Consider the following 3613-nt stretch of genomic DNA (forward strand, 5'->3'; position numbering starts at 1 on the left):
AATGGGGTGAGATACATGGATGTATCTAACAAAAGGCGCTCCTCGTGCCTTGATTGACGCTTTTTCAGTTCACAACAGAGGCGGAGATGAAAGATAAACAAGCCCTAGGAAAAAATGACAAAAAACGCTTACAGCGTCATTATTAAACTGTAGCTATCAGAATTTAGGTTTGAAATGGATAGATTTTCAACGATTGGCATCATTCTGTTATTGATTCTGGCAATTGTCGGTGGATATATGACAGGCCTCTTTGCCGGCTATCTGTTTGACTTGGGAAAACGCCGTCTGGGAAAAACGCTAACGGTTTTGCTCAATTTAGTGTTTTATGTGGTGCCGCTCTGGGCTTTATTGGGTATAGCCTCTGAAGATGGCCTGCTGTTTTTTTATCTGTTACTACTGGTTTTTTATTATCTGGGTATTCGTGATTCAAAGCACCCAGCTGTAAAAGACGATAAACCGGATAAAAACTATGAACCTTATGATTAGGGTTGTTTATCCTTGTCTTATTTCTTGCCTTTTTCTTCTGAGGCTATGACAATCAAATAGAGTCATTTTTTGTATAGAGATGCTTTCAAGGTAAATTATTTCTTGAAAGGGGGAGGCAGGGTGAAAACAACGATTTTTCCCGGCACTATCAATGGTCTGTTGAATCTGCTGTTGACCACCTCGCTCTATTATTTATTTGTCCGACTGGGTCTTACCTGGTTTTCCTTTCCCCCTGGCAATATCAATTTATTGTCGCTTTCATCCGGTATCGGGCTGGTAATGTGCCTTTTGTGGGGAGTGCGTGCGTTTCCGTTTATTGTAATGGCAACATTTGCAGCCCATTTTCCACTCATAGTAGAAAACACGTTTCACCACAACTCGCTGTATATTATTGTCGCTTCATTGATCATGGGTGGGGAGAGTGTTTTTGGAATGTTGCTTATGCGTCGATTTCTGCCCTACGGCGTAAGCAGACCCCATCATTTACTTAAATTTCTGTTGTTACTTTGTGGCCTTGTTCCGGCGTTATCAGCGTTATTGATAGGCACCAATCTGCTGTTAAATGGATATATTGAAGCTGAAAAGTTTATAGACCTTTATATTACTCTGCTAATTGCCCATGCCTTGGGGATACTGCTGATTTATCAGGTCTTTACAGGGTTTGCACATAGCCCGGCGGTGCAGCTAAGCGAATTAAATAAGCTGTGGTCAGGGGCAGCGATAATCGGATTAATCGTAATATTGGCTGCTACCGTTTATGGGCCATTAATATTTTTGCTGTTACCAGTTATGGTGATGATGGCTATTTATTTGAAACTGGTTTTTATCAACTTGTTCAGTAGCCTGTGCTTTGTGATTGTTATCAGCATTATGGCTTTTGATAACAGTGTGTTTTTAACAAATAATTATCAATTTACTTTGACCGGTTTGATTGCTTACATATTTTCCAGTGCATTGGCTGTATTTGTTATCGCTATACAACAAAACCAAATTAATCTGACGATGGCTTCACGTCAGGCCTGGAAAAAAGCGGCTGAGCGTGATCCGTTAACTTGCCTGTCAAACCGGCGTGCCTTTATGCCCCGATTGAAAACTGAACATGCCAGAGCCGTGCGTACAGGGAGAAGCTATTGTCTCGTTATCTGGGATATTGATGATTTCAAATTAATTAATGATACCTATGGTCATGATTATGGGGATGTCGTTTTAAAGAAACTGGCTGACATTCTGCGTGACAACTGTCGTGATATTGACTTCCCCGCTCGGATCGGCGGCGAGGAGTTTGCGGTCATTCTTCCAGAGTGCAGCAGTGAGGAGGGTGAGTTGGCGCTGGAGCGCTTTCGCAGTGAGGTGGAATCTACCCGATTTATAGCGCCAGATGGAAAATTATTACAGATAACTATCAGTATTGGTATCGCAAGCTTCAAAAGGTCGTATAAGTCTGAAATGGCTTTAATGTCGGATGCGGATAAGGCATTGTATCAAGCTAAATCACAAGGAAAGAATCAAATACATGTATTTTGATATACGGCCCGATAGACAACGGAGTTATTCTTGAAAACGATATTCCATCGAACACAGATTATTGCTGTACTGCTAATGCTTTTGTGTTTGATTCTGGCGCTGATACCTTTTGAGTCAAATGCGGGGGCTCAATTAGGCCATATGCTCAGGATCACACTTACCGTCTATGCGATTGCCCGGGGATTAAATGCGGTTATTTCAGCGGCACAAGGCACTGAATTATCGATCGAACCAATGGGGGTGGGTCTGACATTGACTCCTGGCGAAATTCTGGACCCCCTGAATGATTTGATCGAGCAGTTTTCAAGCGTTTTATTAGTGGCTTCTGCATCGCTGGGCATTCAGAAAATCCTGTTAGCAGTTGGTGATATTGACATTTTGTGTTGGGCAATAGCGGGTTTTGCTGCCATCGTTTTACTTCTGTTGTTATGGCAGAAACTTCCTGACCGATGGTCTTCCATGCTGTTTAAGATGGTGTTGATCATGACCTTATTACGTTTGGCGATTCCGGTCACTATAGTCGCTTCCAATCAATTACAGCTCTGGCTGGAGCAAGATAGACAGGATGCCATTGCTATTTTGCATAGCACACAGCAAGAAGTAGCTGAGATTCAGCCTGAGTCAGATGATTCCGAACGCGGCTGGTATCAGGGATTCAAAGATAACCTGGACATTAAAAACAGATTACAAAGTATTGAGACCAAAGCAGAACAGGGGATAAATGCGGCCATCTATTTGTTGGCTGAATTTGTATTGATAATGCTGATTTTGCCTATTGGTTTTTTATTTATAGCCTGGCGATTAATAGTCCGAATAACCAGATAACAGATGAAATAGCTATTTCAGAAAGCCGAGTCCTGAAGCAAGCTTTAATTGTCTCTCAAGACAACGTCGTGTCCGCTGGTACATTGAAGTGTTATCGGTGAGCCAACAGCAAAAAGTGATCAAATACACCCCGGTTAGCACTGTTTCATCCACTGCTCGCCATGGTAATGTCGAGTGCTGATCTGATGCTTCACGCAGCCATTGCACAGTACGACTGATTCGTAGTAATGCAGGAATCTGAATATGAAGATGCCCCGGTTCCAGTTTATTTGAAATCATTTGCCGGGTTACTTTTTGATTGATTGCAAGTGGTTCCAACCATGCCATCATCAAGCGATGAAATTTTTGCTGATTATTTAATGTTGCAAATACACTGGATTGCATCACCTTCAGCATATTCTGATCGGCACGATCAAACCAGGCGTCACCGATTTGTTCTTTTTCAGCAAAGCAATAATAAATATCGGCAAGTGAAATATTGAGTTGGGCAGCAATTTCGGACAAACGTACTGACTCCCATGAAGAATGAGAAGCCAGGCTGACAGCAGTGTTAACAATGGCTTCATACAATTCGGAGTCTTGGTTCATCATATTTTCCTTCCCGCTAACAGGATTTAACAAACACGCTCAGCATAACGCATAAAAACTATAGGCAAAAAAAAGCCCCGAACTTGTCGGGGCTTCTTAGGTTTCGCTTAACTGCAAATTAACGGTTGCAGATGTACATTGTTACTTCAAAACCGAAACGCATATCTGAATATTCTGGTTTAGTCCACAT

General features: G+C 42.0%; 5 protein-coding genes. 3 read left to right on the forward strand and 2 right to left on the reverse strand.

Features of this window, described 5'->3' with window-relative positions; all coding sequences use genetic code 11:
* The first annotated feature begins 174 nt into the window (after window positions 1-174).
* From B3182_RS01325 to B3182_RS01335, 3 genes are all read left to right on the forward strand, one after another.
* Window positions 175-486 carry a hypothetical protein gene (locus B3182_RS01325; RefSeq protein ID WP_292357103.1) on the forward strand — a complete coding sequence of 104 codons (312 nt, stop codon included), beginning with the start codon at window positions 175-177 and terminating at the stop codon, window positions 484-486.
* 120 nt (window positions 487-606) lie between these two features.
* Entirely contained in the window at window positions 607-2010 is a 1404-nt protein-coding gene (locus tag B3182_RS01330; RefSeq protein ID WP_292357102.1) for a sensor domain-containing diguanylate cyclase, read from the forward strand.
* Window positions 2011-2040: 30 nt separating this feature from the next.
* The gene (locus tag B3182_RS01335) at window positions 2041-2835 is read left to right on the forward strand and encodes a hypothetical protein (protein WP_292751227.1); all 795 of its coding nucleotides are present in this window, start codon (window positions 2041-2043) and stop codon (window positions 2833-2835) included.
* A 12-nt stretch (window positions 2836-2847) separates the two neighbouring features.
* Here the strand turns inward: B3182_RS01335 and B3182_RS01340 are convergent, their stop codons facing one another.
* On the reverse strand, window positions 2848-3426 hold the full coding sequence (locus B3182_RS01340) for a TetR/AcrR family transcriptional regulator (protein WP_292411422.1): 579 nt from the start codon (window positions 3424-3426) through the stop codon (window positions 2848-2850).
* Between the two features lie 115 nt (window positions 3427-3541).
* Entirely contained in the window at window positions 3542-3613 is a 72-nt protein-coding gene (gene pqqA, locus B3182_RS01345) for a pyrroloquinoline quinone precursor peptide PqqA (protein ID WP_081443609.1), read from the reverse strand.

This window comes from Methylophaga sp. UBA4204 (genome assembly GCF_002379485.1).
In the GTDB taxonomy this organism is placed as follows: Bacteria; Pseudomonadota; Gammaproteobacteria; order Nitrosococcales; family Methylophagaceae; genus Methylophaga.